Source organism: Stakelama sediminis (assembly GCF_014199335.1).
Taxonomy (GTDB): domain Bacteria; phylum Pseudomonadota; class Alphaproteobacteria; order Sphingomonadales; family Sphingomonadaceae; genus Sphingomonas; species Sphingomonas sediminis.
In genome coordinates this window covers 590,694-609,255 of sequence record NZ_JACIJI010000002.1, presented here as the reverse complement: position 1 = coordinate 609,255, position 18,562 = coordinate 590,694, and the positions used below count along the sequence as shown (strand labels likewise).

At 60.3% G+C, this 18,562-nt stretch carries 20 protein-coding genes; 9 read left to right on the top strand and 11 right to left on the bottom strand.

All coding sequences use genetic code 11. The features are described from left to right. Positions 1-8: 8 nt before the first annotated feature. From dnaG to FHR23_RS09385, 3 genes are all read right to left on the bottom strand, one after another. Complete coding sequence (gene dnaG, locus FHR23_RS09395) at positions 9-1,862, bottom strand: DNA primase (protein WP_184003145.1); 1,854 nt, start codon at positions 1,860-1,862, stop codon at positions 9-11. A 20-nt stretch (positions 1,863-1,882) separates the two neighbouring features. Further along, positions 1,883-2,239: a GIY-YIG nuclease family protein gene (locus FHR23_RS09390; protein WP_184003143.1), complete on the bottom strand. Its 357-nt coding sequence runs from the start codon at positions 2,237-2,239 to the stop codon at positions 1,883-1,885. A gap of 112 nt (positions 2,240-2,351) precedes the next feature. Then, positions 2,352-2,804 carry a GatB/YqeY domain-containing protein gene (locus tag FHR23_RS09385; protein WP_184003141.1) on the bottom strand — a complete coding sequence of 151 codons (453 nt, stop codon included), beginning with the start codon at positions 2,802-2,804 and terminating at the stop codon, positions 2,352-2,354. Between the two features lie 143 nt (positions 2,805-2,947). Between FHR23_RS09385 and carA the strand changes: the two genes are divergently transcribed. The 5 genes from carA (at position 2,948) to FHR23_RS09360 (ending at position 9,019) form a co-directional block, all read left to right on the top strand. Further along, a complete protein-coding gene (gene carA / locus FHR23_RS09380) occupies positions 2,948-4,120 on the top strand; it encodes a glutamine-hydrolyzing carbamoyl-phosphate synthase small subunit (protein ID WP_184003138.1) in 1,173 nt (390 codons plus the stop codon). After that, a complete protein-coding gene (locus FHR23_RS09375) occupies positions 4,117-4,434 on the top strand; it encodes a hypothetical protein (protein ID WP_184003136.1) in 318 nt (105 codons plus the stop codon). Before carA ends, FHR23_RS09375 begins: the two co-directional genes overlap by 4 nt. Next, positions 4,434-7,823 (top strand): carbamoyl-phosphate synthase large subunit, encoded by a 3,390-nt coding sequence (carB, locus tag FHR23_RS09370; protein ID WP_184003134.1) that lies wholly within the window; start codon positions 4,434-4,436, stop codon positions 7,821-7,823. Before FHR23_RS09375 ends, carB begins: the two co-directional genes overlap by 1 nt. Positions 7,824-7,899: 76 nt before the next feature. Further along, positions 7,900-8,376, top strand: a complete 477-nt coding sequence (greA, locus tag FHR23_RS09365) for a transcription elongation factor GreA (protein ID WP_184003132.1) — start codon at positions 7,900-7,902, stop codon at positions 8,374-8,376. Positions 8,377-8,380: 4 nt separating this feature from the next. After that, entirely contained in the window at positions 8,381-9,019 is a 639-nt protein-coding gene (locus tag FHR23_RS09360) for a rhomboid family intramembrane serine protease (protein WP_184003130.1), read from the top strand. A 60-nt stretch (positions 9,020-9,079) separates the two neighbouring features. On the opposite strand, the gene FHR23_RS09355 is transcribed toward FHR23_RS09360, so the two are convergent. From FHR23_RS09355 to FHR23_RS09335, 5 genes are all read right to left on the bottom strand, one after another. Continuing rightward, positions 9,080-9,301, bottom strand: a complete 222-nt coding sequence (locus tag FHR23_RS09355; RefSeq protein ID WP_184003128.1) for a DUF4170 domain-containing protein — start codon at positions 9,299-9,301, stop codon at positions 9,080-9,082. Positions 9,302-9,376: 75 nt separating this feature from the next. After that, positions 9,377-9,742 (bottom strand): hypothetical protein, encoded by a 366-nt coding sequence (locus FHR23_RS09350; RefSeq protein WP_184003126.1) that lies wholly within the window; start codon positions 9,740-9,742, stop codon positions 9,377-9,379. 77 nt (positions 9,743-9,819) lie between these two features. Then, entirely contained in the window at positions 9,820-10,095 is a 276-nt protein-coding gene (locus tag FHR23_RS09345; RefSeq protein WP_184003124.1) for a hypothetical protein, read from the bottom strand. Beyond that, entirely contained in the window at positions 10,092-10,442 is a 351-nt protein-coding gene (locus FHR23_RS09340) for a phage holin family protein (protein ID WP_184003122.1), read from the bottom strand. Before FHR23_RS09340 ends, FHR23_RS09345 begins: the two co-directional genes overlap by 4 nt. Positions 10,443-10,482: 40 nt before the next feature. Continuing rightward, positions 10,483-11,016, bottom strand: a complete 534-nt coding sequence (locus tag FHR23_RS09335) for a hypothetical protein (RefSeq protein ID WP_184003120.1) — start codon at positions 11,014-11,016, stop codon at positions 10,483-10,485. Between the two features lie 147 nt (positions 11,017-11,163). Between FHR23_RS09335 and eno the strand changes: the two genes are divergently transcribed. From eno to FHR23_RS09315, 4 genes are all read left to right on the top strand, one after another. Next, a complete protein-coding gene (gene eno / locus FHR23_RS09330) occupies positions 11,164-12,441 on the top strand; it encodes a phosphopyruvate hydratase (RefSeq protein WP_184003118.1) in 1,278 nt (425 codons plus the stop codon). 106 nt (positions 12,442-12,547) lie between these two features. Beyond that, complete coding sequence (locus tag FHR23_RS09325) at positions 12,548-12,859, top strand: FtsB family cell division protein (protein WP_246359797.1); 312 nt, start codon at positions 12,548-12,550, stop codon at positions 12,857-12,859. Positions 12,860-12,999: 140 nt separating this feature from the next. Next, positions 13,000-14,046, top strand: coding sequence for a pyruvate dehydrogenase (acetyl-transferring) E1 component subunit alpha (gene pdhA, locus FHR23_RS09320; RefSeq protein ID WP_184003116.1), 1,047 nt, complete (start codon positions 13,000-13,002; stop codon positions 14,044-14,046). A 1-nt stretch (position 14,047) separates the two neighbouring features. Then, positions 14,048-15,463, top strand: coding sequence for a pyruvate dehydrogenase complex E1 component subunit beta (locus FHR23_RS09315; RefSeq protein ID WP_184003114.1), 1,416 nt, complete (start codon positions 14,048-14,050; stop codon positions 15,461-15,463). Positions 15,464-15,524: 61 nt separating this feature from the next. Here FHR23_RS09315 and FHR23_RS09310 read toward each other — a convergent pair whose 3' ends face one another. The 3 genes from FHR23_RS09310 to FHR23_RS09300 are packed head-to-tail and all read right to left on the bottom strand — an operon-like array spanning position 15,525 to position 18,540. Further along, the gene (locus tag FHR23_RS09310; protein ID WP_184003112.1) at positions 15,525-16,175 is read right to left on the bottom strand and encodes a pilus assembly protein; all 651 of its coding nucleotides are present in this window, start codon (positions 16,173-16,175) and stop codon (positions 15,525-15,527) included. Next, complete coding sequence (locus tag FHR23_RS09305) at positions 16,172-16,780, bottom strand: TadE/TadG family type IV pilus assembly protein (RefSeq protein WP_184003110.1); 609 nt, start codon at positions 16,778-16,780, stop codon at positions 16,172-16,174. Before FHR23_RS09305 ends, FHR23_RS09310 begins: the two co-directional genes overlap by 4 nt. After that, positions 16,777-18,540, bottom strand: a complete 1,764-nt coding sequence (locus tag FHR23_RS09300) for a TadE/TadG family type IV pilus assembly protein (protein WP_246359796.1) — start codon at positions 18,538-18,540, stop codon at positions 16,777-16,779. Before FHR23_RS09300 ends, FHR23_RS09305 begins: the two co-directional genes overlap by 4 nt. Positions 18,541-18,562: the final 22 nt, after the last annotated feature.

Below are 18,562 nucleotides of genomic sequence, written 5' to 3'. Positions count from 1 at the left end.
CCCTCGAATTACGCAATTGTTCTGCCGTCTTCGTCCGCCAGCATCAGATTTGCAAGACGTGCTTCCAGCATTTGCTGTTCCTTTACCAGCGCGACCTGTCTTGCAAAGGCCTCTTCGGTAAAGGCCGTCTGCACGGTCGCGGTCGCCTGTGCCAGCGCCGCATCGACGGCGGGACGGGCGGAAAGCACCGCGATCGCTTCGTTCAGATCCGCTACGGCGCGCGCCTCATCGGCGTTTGCCTGGGTGAACGAGAAAGCCAATGTGTCAGCGCGCAACAGCTCGCCTGCAACTGATTCAAAACCGGACTTCGCCAATATGGTGCGTAATTTGCCACCATCAAGCGCCTGATCTTCCAAAGCAACGTCGATGACCGCTTCGAACAGTCGCCCCAGCGCGCCATCGGCGAGTTTCAGCGTCGCCAATACTTCCATGTGCCGTGCGATTTCAGCCGGATGGCGAATCAGTCCCGCCAGGATTGCCTTGGCCAGCACCCGGTCGATACCGCCTGCATTGACGTTGCGCGCGATGCTGGACGGCGGCGGTTCGGGTGGTTTCCACGGCCCCTTGCGCCATGGTTTTCCGGATGGCGCGGCGCGGCGCGGCTGGCCGGCGAACAACTGGTCGAACCGGCGGCGGAATTCGGCGATATATTCCTGACGCACGCTATTGTCGGCAATGGTCTGCGCATGTTCCGAAAGACGCGCGCGAAGCCCGGCGCGCGCTTCCGGCGTGTAGAGCGGCTCCGCATTCACCTCATGCTGCCATAGCCGGTTTACCAGCGGTTCGGGTTTGCCGAGCAAGGTTTCGAACGCTGCGGGACCGCGCTGGCGGACCAGATCGTCGGGGTCCAGGCCGTCGGGTAGCGTGATGAAACCAAGGCTGCGCCCCGGTTGCAGCAGGGGTAAGGCGCGCAACGCCGCGCGCATCGCGGCTTTCTGCCCCGCCGAATCGCCGTCAAAGCATAAGAGCGGCACATCGACCATGCGCCACAGCCGCTCCAGCTGATGCTCGGTCATCGCAGTGCCAAGCGGTGCCACCGCTTCGCCGAACCCCGCCTGAGCGAGCGCGATCACGTCCATATAGCCCTCGACCGCGATCACACGTCCGGCCTTGCGTGCGGCCGCCTGCGCCCGGTCGAGATTATAGAGGTTGCGCCCCTTGTCGAAGAGCGGGGTTTCGGGCGAGTTGAGATATTTCGGCTCGCCATCGCCGATGATCCGCCCGCCGAACGCAATCACCCGCCCGCGCACGTCGCGAATCGGGATCATCAGCCGCCCGCGAAACCGGTCGTAAGGTTCCTTACCCTCGACCTGAATCAGCAGGCCCGCCTCGACCAGCTTGTCATCGCCATAGTCCGACAGGGCGGATTTCAGGTGCCCGCGCGAATCGGGGGCATAGCCGAAGCCGAAGGCACGGGCGGTTTCGGGGGTAATGCCGCGCCGTTCCAGCACCCTGCGTGCTTCGGCGCCTGCGATGCCGTGCAGTTGATCGGTGAACCATTTGGCGGCGTCCTCGATCGCCTCGCGCAGCCCCTTTTGCCGCTCGGCGCGCTCGGCGGAGCGGCGGTCGGGGGCGGGGACTTCCATGCCCGCCGCCTGCGCCAGTTCCTTCACCGCATCCATAAAGGGCAGGCCGCGCTGATCGGTCATCCAGCGAATCGCATCGCCATGCGCGCCGCAACCGAAACAGTGGTAAAACCCCTTGTCGTCGTTGATCGTGAAGCTGGGCGTTTTTTCGTTATGAAACGGACAGCACGCCTTCCACTCACGCCCCGCGCGCTGGATCTTCACGGACTTGCCGATCAGCGCGGACAAGGTGGTCCGCGCGCGCAGCTCGTCAAGAAAGGCCGGGGTGAGGGTCATGATCGTAAAGCGTTTCTCGACTACGCTCGAAGTGAGCGGTTAGGGTTGGTGGAATCGTCCCCACCCCCGTTTGTTTCGAGCGAAGTCGAGAAACGTTCCTTAGGTGGTTTAGAGAAAAAGGACACGCTTTCCCAATCTCCCCGAATCAGCGCTTCTTTCTTCGCCCGTGACCAACCCCCGATCCTGCGTTCCGCTTCGAGAGCTTCCGTCCGGGTCGGAAATTCCTGAGACCAGACTAGTGCGACCGGCCGCCTGCGCGAGGTGAAGTCGGAAAAGCCGCCATGATGATGTTCGGAAACCCGACGTTCCAGATCGTCTGTCTGACCGGTGTAATAACGCCCGTCGGCGCATCGCAATATGTAGGTCCAGAACGCCATCCGGCCTTTCTACACCACGGTTCGCTATTAGCGTAGCCGTAGAAGCGCCTATCAGAACATTCTGGAACGTTTCTCGACTACGCTCGAAACGAACGGATCTCTTATCGAGTAATCACGCCAGCGACGATTTCACCAGACCGCTGGCCTTGCTCATGTCGAGTTCGCTGGCATGGCGCGCCTTCAGTTCGGCCATGACGCGGCCCATATCCTTCATCGACGACGCGCCCAGTTCGACCTTGATCGCCTCGATCGCCGCTTTCGTTTCTTCCTCGCTCATCTGCGCGGGCAGGAAGCGTTCGATTACCGCGACCTCGGCTTCCTCAGCCACGGCCAGTTCCTCACGGTCGCCCTTGCGATACATCTCAATCGATTCGCGGCGCTGCTTCACCATTTTCTGAAGCACTTCGATCACCAGCGTATCGTCATCCGCCGGAGCGCCGCCCGAACGCGCTTCGATATCGCGGTTCTTGATGGCGGACTGGATCAGGCTGATCGTGGCGCGCGTTTCCTTGTCACCGGCTTTCATGGCGGCGATCTGTGCGGCCTTGATATCATCGCGAATCATGGGCGAAAACTTTCTCGAACGAATTGGGAAAAACAGCAGATAGCGTGCCATCGCCCGGATTAACAGATTGACGGCTGCGGCTGCCGGGGCTAGCGGACGGCTCTTAGCACCATTGCCAGACTTTTTGAGGAGTGCCAGCCCCCATGGCCGACGCCAAACCCACGCCCATGCCCGCAGGAGCAACCGGGGTATTGGTCCTGGCATCCGGGGATGTGATCTGGGGCAGGGGGTTCGGCGCAGAGGGCGCAGCGGTGGGTGAGGTGTGCTTCAACACCGCGATGACCGGCTATCAGGAAGTGATGACCGATCCCAGCTATGCCGGGCAGATCGTCACCTTCACCTTTCCCCATATCGGCAATGTCGGCACCAATGCCGAGGATGTGGAGGCGAACGACCCGCACGCGCTGGGCATGATCGTGCGTGAGGATGTGACCGCGCCCAGTAATTTCCGCAGTGTCGAGCGGCTGGATGACTGGATGGCGGCGCACGACCGCATCGGGCTGTCGGGTGTCGATACGCGCGCACTGACCCGGCGCATTCGGGAGGGCGGCGCGCCGACCGGCGTGATTGCGCATAGCGAGGCGGGCGAATTCGACATTCCCGCACTGCTCGATATGGCGCGCGGCTGGCCGGGGCTGGAGGGCATGGACCTGGCGAAGGACGTGACCACCGCGACCCATTATGGCTGGGAAGGCGGCATCTGGCGGCTGGGCTTCGGTTATGATGAGCAAGGCGGCGCGGGCGGGAAGCCCCATGTCGTCGCCATAGATTACGGTGCGAAACGGAACATCTATCGCAACCTTGTCCGTGCAGGGGCGAAGGTCTCCGTACTGCCCGCCACCGCGACGTTCGACGAGGTGATGGCGCTCAAGCCCGACGGCGTGTTCCTGTCCAACGGGCCGGGCGATCCCGCGGCGACCGGCGAATATGCCGTGCCGGTGATCCAGAAGCTGCTGGAAACCGGCAAGCCGCTGTTCGGCATCTGCCTCGGCCACCAGTTGCTCGGGCTGGCGGTGGGCGCGCGCACGACCAAGATGTTCCAGGGCCATCGCGGCGCCAACCATCCGGTCAAGCGCCTGTCCGATGGTGCGGTCGAGATCACCAGCATGAACCACGGCTTCGCGGTCGAGCGCGACAGCCTGCCCGAGGGCGTGCGCGAGACCCACGTCTCGCTGTTTGACGGCTCGAACGCCGGCCTCGAACTCGTCGACGCCCCCGCCTTCAGCGTCCAATACCACCCCGAGGCCAGCCCGGGCCCACAGGACAGCTTCTACCTGTTCGAGCGGTTCGTGGGGATGTTGGGGAGCGGCAAGTGATGCAGGCATTGCCACTCCCGCCGGCTTATCACTGCGTCAAGTCGGAAGATGCCGTTGCGGCCAAAGTCAAAATGTTCCTCACCGTCAGCGGCGACCCGAAGCAGATCGAAGCTTGGCTGGTCGGAGTGAAGAAGCATCCCATCTGGAAAGTCGCGGCCGATGTAACTGCAAATGGTGTGCGCTTCGTACGGCTGAGCGGACCACCGGAAGTTCCTTATAAGGAAATCGGAGGTCTCATTTACGCCGCCCAGCTTCGGCGTTTGTCCGTCTCGTTTAACTCCGAACCGCCCATTTGCGAGGCCGAAGACCAATAATGCCCAAACGCACTGACATTTCCTCCATCCTCGTCATCGGCGCCGGTCCTATCGTGATCGGGCAGGCGTGCGAGTTCGATTATTCGGGCACGCAGGCGATCAAGGCCCTGAAAGAAGAGGGCTATCGCATCGTGCTGGTCAATTCGAACCCGGCGACGATCATGACCGATCCCGAATTGGCCGATGCCACCTATGTCGAGCCGATCACGCCGGAAGTGGTCGCGCGGATTATCGAGAAAGAACGCCCCGACGCGGTGCTTCCGACCATGGGCGGGCAGACGGCGCTCAACACCGCGTTGGCGCTCGACCGCGACGGCACGCTGGAAAAATTCGGTTGCCAGATGATCGGCGCGAAGGCGGAAGCCATCGACAAGGCGGAGGATCGTGAGAAATTCCGTGCGGCGATGGACAGGATCGGGCTGGAAAGCCCGCGTGCCTCCATCGCGGCCGCGCCCGAAATCCGCGATGCGGCGGGTAATATCACCGGCTATGACCGTGCCAAGGGCGTGGCGCGCGCGATGGAGGTACTCGACGAGATCGGGTTGCCTGCGATCATCCGGCCTGCCTTCACGCTGGGTGGCACCGGCGGCGGCGTTGCCTATAATCGCGAAGAATTCGAATATTATGCCCGTTCCGGCATCGAGGCGTCGCCGGTCGGTCAGATCCTGATCGACGAGTCGCTGCTCGGCTGGAAGGAATATGAGATGGAGGTGGTCCGCGACCGGGCGGACAATTGCATCATCATCTGCGCGATCGAGAATGTCGATCCGATGGGCGTGCACACCGGCGATTCGATCACGGTCGCGCCCGCGCTGACCCTGACCGACAAGGAATATCAGATCATGCGCAACGCCAGCATTGCGGTGCTGCGCGAAATCGGTGTCGAAACCGGCGGGTCGAACGTGCAGTTCGCGGTCAATCCCGCGGACGGGCGGCTGGTCGTGATCGAGATGAACCCGCGGGTCAGCCGCTCCTCGGCACTGGCGTCGAAGGCGACGGGCTTTCCGATTGCGAAGGTCGCGGCAAAGCTGGCGGTCGGCTATACGCTCGACGAGATTCAGAACGACATTACCGGCGTCACGCCCGCCTCATTTGAACCGACCATCGACTATGTCGTTACGAAGATTCCGCGTTTCGCGTTCGAGAAGTTCCGCGGGGCACAGGCCGTGCTCTCCACCGCGATGAAGTCGGTGGGTGAGGTAATGGCGATCGGCCGCAACATTCATGAATCGATGCAAAAGGCGCTGCGCGGGCTGGAAACCGGCCTGTCGGGCTTTAACGAGGTCAAGGCGCTGGCCGGTGCGCCGCGCGCGGATATCGAGGCGGCGCTGGGGCGGCCCACCCCCGACCGGCTGCTGGTCGCGGCACAGGCAATGCGCGAAGGGCTGACGGTTGCCGAAGTCCATGCGATCACCAGCTATGACCCCTGGTTTCTGGAGCGCATCGCGGAGATCGTCGCGGCCGAGGAAACGGTCCGTCGCAACGGTCTGCCGCGTGAGGCGGCGGAGATGCGGCGGCTGAAGTCGATGGGCTTTTCCGACAAACGGCTGGCGCAGCTGGCATTGGCGTCGGCGCATCTGCGTCAGGGGACGGAAAAGGCGATCGCGCATGGCTCCGGCCTGATTCACGAAGCGGTGCGCGCCATGACCGGTGGCGTCACCGAAGCCGAAGTGCGTGAGCTTCGCCACCGGCTGAACGTCCGTCCGGTGTTCAAGCGGATCGACACCTGCGCCGCCGAGTTCGAGGCGAAGACGCCATATATGTACTCGACCTATGAAGCGCCCAGCTTTGGCGAGCCGGAGAATGAGGCTGCGCCCAGCGACCGGAAAAAGGTCGTCATTCTGGGCGGCGGGCCGAACCGGATCGGGCAGGGGATCGAGTTCGACTATTGCTGCTGCCATGCCTGTTTCGCGCTGGCCGATGCCGGGTTCGAAACCATCATGGTCAACTGCAACCCGGAAACGGTTTCGACCGATTATGACACCTCCGACCGGCTCTATTTCGAGCCGCTGACGGTCGAGGATGTGCTGGAAATCCTGCACGTCGAAAAACAGGCGGGAACGCTTGCCGGGGTGATCGTGCAGTTCGGCGGCCAGACGCCGCTGACGCTCGCCCGTGCGCTGGAAAAGGCAGGGATTCCGATCCTCGGCACCAGCCCGGATGCCATCGACCTGGCCGAAGATCGCGAACGCTTTGCGGCGCTGGTGTCGAAACTCGGCCTGAAACAACCGGCCAACGGTATCGCGCGCAGCCGGGACGAGGCAATCGCGGTGGCCGAACGCATCGGCTATCCGGTGCTGACGCGCCCCAGCTATGTGCTGGGTGGCCGGGCGATGGAGATTGTCGACGGCACGGCGCAGCTTAACGAATATATCGAAACCGCAGTGCAGGTGTCGGGCGACTCACCGGTGCTGATCGATCAGTATCTGCGCGATGCGATCGAAGTCGATGTCGATGCGATTGCCGACGGCACCGATGTCGTGGTGTCGGGCGTGTTGCAGCACATTGAGGAGGCGGGCGTCCATTCCGGCGACAGCGCCTGTTCGATCCCGCCCTACAGCCTGCCCGATGAAATCGTCGCGGAAATCGAGCGACAGACTCATGCTTTGGCGCATGCGCTGAAGGTTCGCGGACTGATGAACATCCAGTTCGCGGTGAAGGATGGTGAGGTTTATCTGATCGAGGTCAATCCCCGGGCCAGCCGCACCGTGCCCTTCGTTGCGAAGGCGATCGGCCACCCCATCGCCAAGATTGCGAGCCGGGTGATGGCGGGCGAAAAGCTTGCCGACCTGCCGCCCATCGACCGGGCCATCGACTATATCGCGGTCAAGGAAGCGGTATTCCCCTGGGGCCGTTTTCCCGGAGTCGACCCAGTGTTGTCACCCGAAATGAAGTCCACCGGCGAAGTCATGGGAATCGATACCGATTTCGCGCTGGCCTTCGCCAAATCCCAGCTCGGTGCGGGGGTCGTACTTCCCAAAAGTGGAACAGCCTTTGTCAGCGTGAAGGATGGCGACAAACCCGTGATCCTGCCCGCGGCCCGGACGCTGGTCGAGCAGGACTTCAGGATCGTCGCCACCGGCGGTACGGCGGACTATCTGAGCGCGCATGGCGTGCCCGTCGAGCGCGTCAACAAGGTGGCGCAGGGGCGACCGCACATTGTCGATCGTATCACCGATGGCGACATCGACCTGATCTTCAACACGACCGAAGGGTGGCAGTCGCTGAAGGACTCGCAATCCATTCGTGCATCCGCGGTGACAGGTAAGATTCCGTACTTCACGACGGCGCAGGCCAGCGTGTCGGCGGCGAAGGCAATTGCCGCCCTGTCGCGACATACTCTTGAAGTACGTCCCTTGCAGGCTTATTATTCGCGTTCGCACAAATAATTCCCTCAATTTTTGGTTTGTGTGCGGGCGATCCGTCGACGGACGCCCGGGGGGATAGCTGTCAGGGAAGTCCATTATGGCAACCGTTGAAAAGATGCCGATGCTGGCCGAGGGCTATGAGAAGCTCAGCGCGCAGCTCAAGCAACTAAAAGCGGAACGGCCGCAGATTGTCGACGCGATCGAAGAAGCGCGCGCGCATGGCGATCTGTCGGAAAATGCCGAATATCACGCCGCGAAGGAACGGCAGGGGCAGGTAGAGGCGACGATCGCCGATATCGAGGACAAGCTGAGCCGCGCGCAGGTGATCGATCCGACCGAGCTTTCGGGTGACAAGATCGTTTTCGGCGCAACGGTGACTCTGCTCGACGAAGACGACAAACCGATCCGGTATCAGATTGTCGGCCAGGCCGAAGCGGATGCGAAGTCGGGGAAAATCTCCTATAATTCGCCGCTGGGTCGCGCACTGATCGGCCGCCGCGTCGATGATGAGATCGAAGTGACGGTGCCCTCTGGCGACCGCTATTATCTCGTATCGAAGATTGAGTTCATCTGAAGCAATGCACGCGCGTGACGTTCCCGCGACGGTTGGAATCGCGGCCGTCACCACGCTGGTCAGTCTGGCAATATTGGGGTTGGGATATCTCAACCCCGCTGCCGCATGGGCCGGGTTTATCCCCGCGCGCTATGCCGGTGTGTCGGTCATCGCTGCGCATTACAGCCTTGCGCCCTTCTGGCTGACGCCGCTGACCGCGACCTTCGTGCACGCGGGCATGTTTCATCTGATCTTCAACATGGTGATGCTGGTTTATACCGGCAGCCAGACCGAGCGGGCGATCGGGCCGGGGCCACTGGTGCTGCTCTATGTGTTGGGTGCCTATGGCGCGGCGCTGGCACAATGGCTGATCGGTCCGCTGGTGCAGTCGCCGATGATCGGCGCCAGCGGTGCTCTTTCGGCATGCGTAGGTGCCTATGCGCTGCTGTTCGGAACCACGCGTGCGAAGGCGATCGGTCCGATTCCGGCGCGCGCGGTACAGGTGATCTGGCTGGGCGTCGCCTGGGCCGGGATCAACCTGCTCGTCGGACTGGTCAGCCGGCAATCGGGGATGCCGATTGCAGGAGCCGCGCATGTCGGCGGGTTTCTGGTAGGTCTGGCGCTGGCCAAACCATTGCTGGCCTGGCACTGGCGCAACGCCTGACCCGACATGATAATTGCAAGGCCGGGCTATCATCCGAGAAATGAAGCCCGGCTTTCCGGCTCAGGCGGCGTCGATATCCGGTTCGAGCAGCCGGTGCAGATGCACCACCACATATTTCATTTCGGCGTCGTCGACGGTACGTTGTGCCGCGCCGCGCCATGCCTTTTCGGCACTGGCATAGTCGGGGAACAGACCGACGAAATCGATGTCGTTCAGGTCGATGAAATCAAGGGTCTGGGGATCGCTGACGCGGCCTCCGAAGACGAGATGCATCTTGCTCAAGGGTGTCTCCAAAACTGGTGGTTGCGGCTAGCGCATAATCGCTTGCCGCTCACACTCAACCCCGAAGCGGGTTGATCAGGCCTTTTTTTCGATCCCCGCGCCTGATTTTCCTGCATCCAGTGCTGCTTTCAGAACAACGGTAAGGATGTCGCCCGCCTTTGCCTTGGCGTCCGAACGGTCCGGTGCGACGGCGTTCAGTTCCTGTTTTCCGGTGTCGCGAGCTGCTGCTGCTGCCGCCGTCGCTCCCGCGGCCAGACGCTTGCCGAGTGGATCGACCAACTCTTTTTCCCGTTCGCTGCGGGGAATGAACAATCCGGCCAGCATTCCCACCGCAATACCCCCGGCCAGTACGGCCAGCGGATTGGTTTCCGCGCTCTCGCGGGTCTTGCTTGCCGCGTCACTCGCTTTTGCTTTGAGGCCGGTTTCTTTGCTGTCCGTCATCTGCCTTGTTCCTTTTGACGGGGAGCGCATGCCCCCATGTTCAAATAACGCCCGATAGCCGGGCCGGTTGCACGATATTAAGAGCGGCTATTGTGGTGCCGCCGCACCATGCGAAATCCCAGTATGACGCCCGCAAGGCCCAATGCGCCAAGCGCGATGAATGGACGTTTCCGCGCGGCATCGGTTGCCTGATTGCCGGCCTGTAGCATTGCGCCCTGCGCCCGGTCGGCCGCTTTTCTGGCCAGTACGCCGGGCCTGGTCCGTGCGCGCACGATGTCCAGCGACGTCACAACCCGTTCACGTGCCAGATTGCGCTTGTGCCGCGCCTCCACCACTGCTTGCCTGTCGCTCATTCGGATTCTCCGGGCTCGTCGGATTCCTTGCGCGTCGCCAGACGCATGAAACGCACGGCCATCCGCCCCATCAGCGCCGCCACAGCCAAAGTGACGCCGATTACCACGATCGTGGCAAGCAAGGGGCCGACCAGCGTCATCAGCGCAATAATCAACCCGACCAGTAATGCGATCAGCGCGGCATTGGCCAGAACGATAGCCGCGATGCCCAGCGCAACCGCCAGTTTCACATCGGTCAACCGGTCGGCGACGAGGGCCTTGTAATAGTCGACCTCGGCACTGGCCCATGCGCGGGCGTCCCGAATCAGCTCCCCCAACAGGGTGCCCAGACCTGTATCGTTTTCCATCTGATCCTTCGCCCCGGTGCGGGACTTTCCGGGCAGAAGTTTAATCTTCAGCCTCCATTGCGGAATCGATGCCGGAACGCAGAATCCGGGCAATCACGAAACCCGCCGCAGCAGCAATGCCGACGGCAAGCGCAGGACTTTTGCGAACGAACTCGCGTGCTTCCTCGACCAGATCGTCCACGTCCTTGTCACGCAAGGTGTCGGCAAAGCCGGAAACAGCATCGGCGGCGGAGTGCGCATATTGCCCGTATTGCTTGCCGAAGCGCGTATCAACATCGCCGGCGGCGTCCCCGATCAGCTTCGATACGTCGTGCAGCGTCCCGGTTGCCTTGGTTTTCCCCTGATCGGCATAGCCGCGCGCCTTTTCCTGCGCCTGTTTGGACAATTTGCCCGCTTCGCTCTTCAGTTTGCTTTTTGCCGTCGCCTTCGGTTCGGATCTGTCACCGCTGTCCTTGGCCGGTTTTGCCGGTTTGGGCGCGGTGTTTTTGGCAGCTACAGGCTTGTCGTCGCTGCGCGGCGCAGCGGCACCGGGGCCATCTTTCAGCGGCTCGGCGGGAATCTTCTTATCGGTCATGCGGGGATCCCTTTCATCTTGTCACCGAAACAACCACGCGACCTTCGCACGGTTCCATCCAAAACGCGAATTGCCCCCAAGGGTTCAAGCCGGTAGAGGCTGCGCGCGTAACCAGTCCCATCGGTACTAAGGTAGGGAGATCATTTCGTGACCGCAATCATCGACATTCATGGCCGCCAGATTCTCGACAGTCGGGGTAATCCCACCGTTGAGGTCGATGTCATGCTGGAGGACGGAAGTTTTGGCCGTGCGGGAGTGCCGTCGGGCGCTTCGACCGGTGCCTATGAGGCCGTGGAAAAACGCGACGGTGACAAGGACGTGTATCTCGGCAAGGGCGTGCTGGGCGCGGTCGAGGCGGTGAATGGCGAAATTACCGAAGCGCTGTTGGGCGCAGAGGCTGAGGATCAGGCCGAAGTCGACGCGGTGATGATCGATCTGGACGGCACCGAAAACAAGAGCCGTCTGGGCGCCAACGCCATTCTGGGGGTCAGCCTGGCGGTGGCGAAGGCGGCGGCCGACGCACGCGGCCTGCCGCTCTATCGTTATGTCGGTGGTGTATCCGCGCATGTGCTTCCGGTGCCGATGATGAACATCATCAATGGCGGCGAACATGCCGACAACCCGATCGACTTTCAGGAATTCATGGTGATGCCGGTCGGTGCGGACAGCATTGCCGAAGCAGTGCGCTGCGGGTCGGAAATTTTTCACACGCTGAAAAAGAAGCTCTCGGAAAAGGGTCTTTCCACCTCGGTCGGTGACGAAGGCGGATTCGCACCGGCACTGGCATCGACGACCGATGCGCTCGATATCATCCTCAGCTCGATCGAGGGGGCGGGCTACACGCCGGGCGACGATGTGATGCTGGCGCTCGATTGTGCCGCCAACGAATTCTTCGAAGACGGCAAATACAATATGAAGGGCGAGGGCAAGGTGCTGACCTCCGCCGAAATGGTCGACTATCTGGCCGATCTGGCCGGGCGCTATCCGATTCTGTCGATCGAGGACGGAATGCAGGAAGACGATTTCGAGGGCTGGAAGCTGCTGACGCAAAAGCTGGGTGACAAGATTCAGTTGGTCGGCGACGACGTGTTCGTCACCAATCCCAAGCGCCTGGCCGACGGTATTGCGCAAGGCTATGCCAACTCGTTGCTCGTCAAGGTCAATCAGATCGGCTCGCTGACCGAAACGCTGGAAGCGGTTTCGATGGCGCATCGTGCACGCTTCACCACCGTTATCTCGCATCGCTCGGGCGAAACCGAGGATTCGACGATCGCGGATCTCGCGGTTGCCACCAATTGCGGCCAGATCAAAACGGGCAGCCTGTCGCGCACCGACCGTCTGGCCAAGTACAACCAGCTCATTCGTATCGAAGAAGAGCTGGCCGATATGGCGCACTATGCCGGACGCAGCGTACTGCGCGGATAAGCGCCACTGCATCGAAGCGGCGCATCGGTGGTGCGCCGCTTCGTAATTATGCGTAATTCAGGCAAAAGCGCTTGATTTCAGGCGGCTGATGGATTCAAATGCCGCCATGGCTCGACGTTCCCCTGCTTTATCGATGCTGCGCAAGGCGGGGCCACCCGCTGCGGCAATCGTCATGATGGCCTTTTTCGGCTATTATGCGGTGCTCGGCCCGAACGGCATTTTCGCCTATCGCGACTATCAGCAGCGTCTGTCGGAGAGTCAGGCCCAATATGCGAAGCTGGATCAGCGGCGTAACGAACTGCGCAATCGCAACAAACAGCTCGATCCGCGCCATGCCAATCCGGATATGGCCGACGAACTAATCCGCAAGGAATTGAATGTCGTCCATCCGGACGAAAAAATCATTCCCCTGAAGTGACTCTGTCTCGCGCTTTCGGGCGCATATCGGGTGTTTCGGATTGAACGGATACGCTTTGCGATGCGTTGGCGTTGCAGTCACGCCCATAACCTGATTATAGGCGCTACACGTTTTCTTCCCCGAAACGAGGTTTTCATATCGTGGCAAAAGCACCGGCATCCCGCCGCAAGAGCGAACCCCCCAAACCCAATCGGGAACGTCCCGATGAACCCAAACGCTACAAGGCGTCCGAAGAAGAGCTGCTCGACTTCTACAAGCAGATGCTGCTCATCCGGCGTTTCGAGGAAAAGGCCGGCCAGTTATATGGCCTCGGCCTGATCGGCGGTTTCTGCCACCTTTATATTGGTCAGGAAGCCGTCGCAGTCGGACTGCAATCCGCCCTGTCGGACAAGGACAGCGTGATCACCGGCTATCGCGATCATGGTCATATGCTGTTGTGCGGCATTCCGCCGCGCGATGTGATGGCCGAACTGACGGGCCGCGCCGCCGGTATTTCCAAGGGCAAGGGCGGCTCGATGCATATGTTCTCTGTCGAGCATAAATTTTACGGCGGTCACGGAATCGTCGGCGCACAGGTGCCGCTGGGCACCGGCCTTGCTTTCGCGCACAAATATTCGAATGACGGCGGCATCACGCTTGCCTATTTCGGCGACGGTGCCGCCAATCAGGGGCAGGTATACGAAGCCTTCAACATGGCCGAGCTATGGAGCCTGCCGATCGTTTTCGTGATCGAAAACAACCAGTATGCGATGGGCACCAGCGTCAATCGCGCTTCCTCTGAGGATCAGCTCTACAAGCGTGGCGAAAGCTTCCGTATTCCCGGTATTCAGGTGGACGGTATGGACGTTCTCGCCGCCCGTGGCGCCGCGGAGGAAGCGCTGCAATGGGTGCGCGACGGCAAGGGCCCGATCATCCTGGAGATGAAGACCTATCGCTATCGCGGGCACTCCATGTCCGATCCGGCGAAATATCGTAGCCGTGACGAAGTGCAGTCGGTGCGTGAAAAATCCGATCCCATCGAACATGCCAAGCGCGAGCTGATGGAAATGGGTGTCAGCGAAGAGTCGTTGAAGGATGCGGAGAAGGAAATCCGCAAGACGGTCAATGAAGCGGCGGACTTTGCCGAATCGACACCCGAGCCCGAAGCGGGCGAACTCTATACCGACGTGCTGGTGGAGACGTATTGAGATGGCGATCGAACTGAAAATGCCGGCGCTGTCGCCCACGATGGAAGAGGGCACGCTGGCCAAGTGGCTGATCAAGGAAGGTGACACGGTTTCGTCCGGCGACATCATGGCCGAGATTGAGACCGACAAGGCGACGATGGAATTCGAAGCGGTCGATGAAGGCACGCTGGCGAAGATCGTCGTTCCGGAAGGTGCCGAGAATGTGAAGGTCGGTGCCGTGATCGCGATGCTTGCGGAGGAAGGGGAAGACGCTTCCTCGATTGAGGCACCGTCGGCTGATTCCGCTCCCAAGGCGGAAGAGGCGAAGGTCGAGAAGGGGCCGGAAAGCCCCGCGCCCGAACCCCACAAGGTCGAAACCGGCGCGCGCCAGATGTACGATGCTGCCGAGCATGATGCCGAGGTTGCCGATCCGGAAATTCCCGAAGGCACCGAAATGGTGACGATGACCGTTCGCGAAGCGCTGCGCGACGCGATGGCAGAGGAAATGCGTGCCGACGAACGCGTGTTCGTGATGGGTGAGGAAGTCGCCGAATATCAGGGCGCGTACAAGGTTACGCAGGGCCTGCTCGACGAATTCGGTGACAAGCGCGTGATCGATACCCCGATTACCGAATATGGCTTTGCCGGCGTCGGTACCGGTGCCGCCATGGGTGGTCTGAAGCCGATCGTCGAGTTCATGACATTCAACTTCGCGATGCAGGCGATCGATCATATCGTCAACTCCGCGGCCAAGACCAACTATATGTCGGGCGGCCAGATGCGCTGCCCGATCGTGTTTCGTGGCCCCAACGGCGCAGCGAGCCGTGTGGCAGCGCAGCACAGCCAGAATTACGGCCCCTGGTACGCCAGTGTCCCCGGCCTGATCGTCATTGCGCCTTATGATGCAGCGGATGGCAAGGGGTTGCTGAAGGCGGCGATCCGGTCCGAAGATCCGGTCGTGTTCCTCGAAAACGAATTGATGTACGGGCGCAGCTTCGAAGTGCCCAAGCTTGACGATTTCGTGCTGCCGATCGGTAAGGCGCGGATTATGAAGCCGGGTAAGGACGTCACGCTGGTCAGCTATTCGATCGGTGTCGGCATTGCGCTGGAAGCCGCTGAAAAGCTGGCGGCAGAAAATATCGATGCGGAGGTCATCGACCTGCGCACGCTGCGCCCGCTCGACAAGGCGACGGTGCTCAAGAGCCTGAAAAAGACCAACCGCATGGTGGTGGTCGAAGAAGGCTGGCCGACCTGCTCCATCTCCAGCGAAATCGTTGCGATCTGTATGGAGGAGGGCTTTGACGACCTCGACGCGCCGGTAACGCGCGTCACCAATGAGGACGTGCCGCTTCCCTATGCCGCCAATCTGGAAAAGATCGCGATGATTGATTCCGACAAGGTTGTCACGGCAGTCAAAAAGGTCTGCTACAAGGACTGATAAACAAAAAACGGCGTTGAAGCATTTGTTTCGACGCCGTTTTTGTATCCGCTGTATGAGGTCAGCAGCTCGAAACCGTCGCACCGCTGGTGTTGTAAATCTGCGTAAGGTCGCGATTGTCACGTACCGCCATTGATGCGATTTCGACCATGTCCTGCGTCGGCGACAGCGACGTTTTGATCAGCGGCTGATATTTGTAATAAACCTCGACAAACATCGTTGCGTTATTGTCCATGGCAATAACCTGGCGCCCCGCCGGTCCCATGCCGGAATTGATATCGCCGACATTGCCGTAGCTTGATTTGTGGGTGGTCATATCGCCGCGGCACCGCTGCCACTTGATGACATATTTTTTCAGCAGATTGGGACTCGTCACCGGCTCCAGATCGGAAATGATGATGCGACCATTCTTGTAGAGGTCGAGGCTGCCCGCCTGCATCCCCGCACCGGTCAGAACATCATTGATGTCGGACTCGCTGATCTGCTTGGCAGACAGCACGCTACCCTCACCGATACGCGCCATATTGTCAGCGACATAAAGCGCGATCTGGCTGACGCGCATCCGCACAATGACATAATTGGTCATTTCCAGACCGGTGAGGATCAGGAGTAACGCCAGCGGCAGGCTGAGCGCGAACTCGACAAGCGCGAGCGCTTCGCGGGCCTGCGGCAGCGAGCGTAATCGGCGCAGAAAGGGGAGGCGTTTCATCATGTGCAATTCCGCTGTACCGGCGTGCCGTAAAAGGTCTGATCGCCATAGGGCTGGTTGCGCAGGATCGTGCGCGCGACCAGCGTCGCCACCGGATCGCCGCCGATGAATTTCCACAAGGGGAAGACGCGGGGAAGCTGAACGGTGACGGTATAGACGGTCGAATCCTTGGCGCCGCCCTGACCTGAATTACCGCCATCCTTGTCCCAGACGCCATTCAGATTGTCGTCTTCATACGGTTCGCCGTCATCGCAGGTACCGTCACCATTGGTATCGGTGAAGGGTTCCGGATCCGCCGCCGCCGCTGAGCTGAAATCCTTATAATAGCGGCGGCTGATCGTGACCGTGGAATCCGGCGCGATGTCATGCACCTGCTTGATCACTTCATTGTCGAGTTGTGCCTGCACTGCGCTCGACCCACCATTTTCCAGCGAGGAATCGCGTGCGGTTTTCTGCACGATCCCTTGCAGGATGGCATCGGTGTAAAGCTGATAGCCGAAATCGAACGCACCCATCAGCAGCAGGCACAGCACCGGCGCGACGAAGGCGAATTCGACCAGCGTTACGCCGCGCTTGTCGCGCTTCAGGGTACGCAGGCTGCGGATCATTTGGTCAGCCTCAACTGTGAAATCTGATCGGCAATCTGCTTGAAGGTCTGCAACAGCGCGGCGGAGTTTGCAGCGGTGTAGTATTTCCCTGATGAAGCGCATGCTTTCAGCCGGTTTTCCGTAGCTGTATTCGTACCGCCACCGAACGAAATTACCCACAGGGTGATGTTGTCGTTCTTCACGTTGGTGCAAATCTGCGCAAAGTTAGAATTGACCTCATTATTCAGGTCAGTGTTGGACGGCGGCGAATTTTTTCCCGCTGGCCGATTATCGAACCAGTTCATGCCCTGTGCGGCATAGTCGTTATATTGCGCATTGGTGTCGCCGTCGGTCATGAAGATCATGTTCCGCTGGATCGTCCCGCCGGTCTTCGTAACCGCATTCTCGGACGCAAAAATTCCTTTCGGAGATTCGAAGCGTCCGCCCCATAGCAAGCCAACATCATGATAGGTGTTGCCCTCTGCCTTCAGGCTGTCGACATAACTGTCGAACGCCGTCGCATCCGGCCATTCCTGCAGCTTCTTGGCCTGCGTCGGACAGGAATAGGGCACATTGTTATAGTAGTTTGTCGTGGTTACATCGGTCTTGTCATCCAACTGATTCCACGAGCTTGTAACCTGCCGAGCATAAATCAGTTGCGGCAGCGCCATGCCCCACATTTCCTGGCTGGTGCTGGGAACCAGATCGATATTGAGGTCGTCCTGACCATTTTCGATGCACCCGTCCCACGTGATTGTGCGATTGCTGCCATCATCGTTGATGGGCCATTGGAACGAATTGTTCCACGAAGAACCATTCTTCAACAGGGATACATCGACGCTTTGCTGCTTATATTGCCACTGTGGCATCTTGTCCTGTCGATAGTTCTGGCAATACCATCCGCCATCCACGCCTTTATATTTATGGTCGCTGTCATTTTTCGGGGTATTGCAGGAACCGTAATTCCAGCCGGTGTAAATCCAGTCGGTCCAGTTCGTTCCGACCTGTTTCCGGCTCTGATAATCCCAGCTATCGGCAAAATATTTGGTCGGCAGAAGCTTCCCGACATTCACATTGGTGGCATAAGGCATAAAGCCGAATCGGACCTGAATGTCGCTGCTCAGCCCGCCGCTGGGCGTGCCTGTCGGACAAACCGCGTCGGTATCTTCCTTTGCGACGATCTCATAGAAGCATTTGACGGCGGTTTTCAGACCGTCGATCTTCGACCCCGGTGCGGGCACGTTGCCGTTATTAGAGCAGGTGGGATCACCCGCCACGCAGTTCATCGATCCGGTGACGTCGAGTACGAACATCACGTCGGTGTTCGGCAGGCTCATCTGCGCGTCGCAATTGACGGAGAGGTCTTCGGTCGTCAGCCCGAATACCCGCATCAACGTCATGGGAACGGTCGCCGAAGCTGTTCCCGTCACTTTCCCCGCATTCTCGGAGAAGCTGCGCGTGACATTCGTGGCGCCATAGGCGTTGCCCGGCATATTGTCGTCAAAGAACTGCTTCGCCGTCGTATCGGCATAGTTGTTCGCATAGGACCAGGTGCCGCCACCCATTGCCTTGCGTCCGGCCAGCGCACCGGCGTCACAAGCATGTTGCAACCGGGTTTTAACAAGGTACATGCGCGACAGGTCGATGCCGCCGCCGATCATGCCGATCAGCGGAATCATTGCCGCCGCCATCAGCGCAAGGGTGTTGCCCCGCACATCACGGGCGAGCATGGCAAGGAAACCGCGCTTTTCCGCGGTCTTGCGTTTTGACGGTTTTTTCATTCCCACCCGCTGTGATGATTTA